Genomic DNA, 2,138 nt, shown 5'->3' with positions numbered 1-2,138 from the left:
CGCATACCGCTGCAACGGCGCTGCTTCGTACTGCATGGGTAACGTCAGCGATCCAACGCGGCGAGCCACCCCATCAGCCATCTGCGCCAGAACAGATTCGTACTGCGATGCAATGCGATCTACCGTCTCGCGGTCGATCCGCTCGCCGTTCCACGCCCATTCGAGCGCGAGCGCCTGCCCACGCGGAATGATCGCGAGTGCAAGCGGGTAATGCGTTGGATCGACCGAGTCGACGGACTTCACCTTGAGGCTCGCGTCTCCGTTGCGAGCGGCATCCACGGGATAGTTTTCAAACACGACGATGCTGTCGAACAGCGCATCGCCGCTGCGTCCGCTCCACTGCTGCACGCGTGCGAGCGGCATGTGCTCGTACTGGCGCAACTCCGTGAGCTCGCCTTGCAGCTTGCGCAACCATGCGCCGAGCTCCGCGCTCGCATCGACGTTCACGTACACCGGCAATGTATTGATGAAGAGCCCGAGCATCCGCTCGACACCCGGCAAGTGGGCGGGCCGTCCCGCGAACGTCGTGCCGTACGCGACGCCGCGCCGATAGCCATAGCGCGCGAGCAGCACGGCCCACGCGCCCTGCATCAGCGTGTTGAGCGTGATCTCGTGGTGCTGCGCCGTTGCCTTCAGGCGAGCGACAAGCGCTTCGTCGAGCGCGTGGCGTCGCGCATGAGCGCCCGGCTCAGTCGCGCGCGGCTCGCCGAGGCTCGCGGTGAGCGTTGCCGGATCATCGGCGCGCGCGGCCCACGCGCGCCACCATGCTTCGGTCGCGGGGGCGTCGGCCGCCTCGCGAATCCACTCGACGTAGCGGCGATATGGCGGTGCCGCGTCGAAAGCCGCAGCTTCACCGTGCGTGCGCATCCGGTAGTCGCGCAAGATTTCTGCAAATAACAGCGACACGCTCCAGCCATCCAGCAACAGATGATGATGCGTCCACACGAGGTCGGCGGTCTGCGCGTCGCGTATGAAAAGCGCAATGCGCATGAGCGGCGCCGCGTCTGGCGCCATGCCATCGGCCAGATCGCTCGCGCGCCAGTCTTCGAGGCGCGCGTCGTAATCCGCGACGCCTGACCAGTCGTGCGTCACGAACGGCAGCCCGATCTTACGATGCACGATCTGCATCACGGCGCCGCCGTGCTGCCACGCGAAACCAGTGCGCAAGATCGCGTGACGCTCCAGCGCGGCTTGCCACGCTGCCTGCATCGCGGCGATATCGAGCGCGCCGGACAGCGTCGCGCGCATCTGGTTCAGATACGCGCCAGCCCCCGGCTCCGCGAGCGTGTGATACAGCAAGCCGCCTTGCAGCGGCGTCGCCGGATAAACGTCCTCAATGTGCTCGGGCGTGAGTCCCAGCGCACGCCACAAATCGGATGACACCGCACCGTTGTTATCCGGCCGCGCCGCCAATGCCACAGGCAACGTCGAAGTCGATGTTGACGTCGACTCGTCCCGCAGCGCTCGCGCCATGCGCGCGAGCTGCTGCACGGTCGGCGACTCGAACACCATGCGCGGCGTGACATGCAAGCCGGCATCACGTGCTTTGGACACGATCTGCAAACTCAGAATCGAATCGCCGCCGATCACGAAGAAATTGTCGGTCACACCGATATCGTCACGCCGCAACACGGCGCGCCACACGGCAAGCAACGCGGACTCGGCAGGCGTCGTCGCAGCGACGGCCTGAGCAGCATTCGTCACTGCCTCCGGCGCAGGCAGCGCGCGGCGATCCAGCTTGCCGTTCGGCGTGAGCGGAAAGCGCTCGAGCTCCACGTACGAGGACGGCAGCATGTGCGCGGGCAGCCGCGCCGCGAGCCACGCCTGCCAGCGCGCGACATCTCCTGTATGCGGTGCACCGCGCGGCACCACGTACGCTACAAGACGCCGGTCACGGTCGCCAGTGTTCGCACCGCTTACCACCACCGCCGCATCACGCACTTCGGGATGAGCCAGCAGCGCCGCCTGAATCTCGCCGAGTTCGATGCGAAAGCCCCGGATCTTCACCTGATCGTCGTTGCGGCCCAGGTATTCGAGGTCGCCGTCCGCCAGCCGCCGCGCGAGATCGCCCGAGCGATACAGACGGGCGCCCGGCGCGCCGTACGGGTCCGGCACGAAGCGTTGCGCGGTGAGCGCCG

At 66.7% G+C, this 2,138-nt stretch carries 1 protein-coding gene; it reads right to left on the bottom strand.

What is annotated here, in order from left to right:
- A partial coding sequence (locus tag F757_RS34395) for a condensation domain-containing protein (RefSeq protein WP_035467693.1) occupies window positions 1–2,138 on the bottom strand: 2,138 nt, incomplete at both ends.

The organism is Burkholderia sp. WSM2232, assembly GCF_000472545.1.
Taxonomy (GTDB): domain Bacteria; phylum Pseudomonadota; class Gammaproteobacteria; order Burkholderiales; family Burkholderiaceae; genus Paraburkholderia.
The sequence above is the reverse complement of the archived record's forward strand: the minus strand, read 5'-3'. Positions and strand labels throughout refer to the sequence as shown.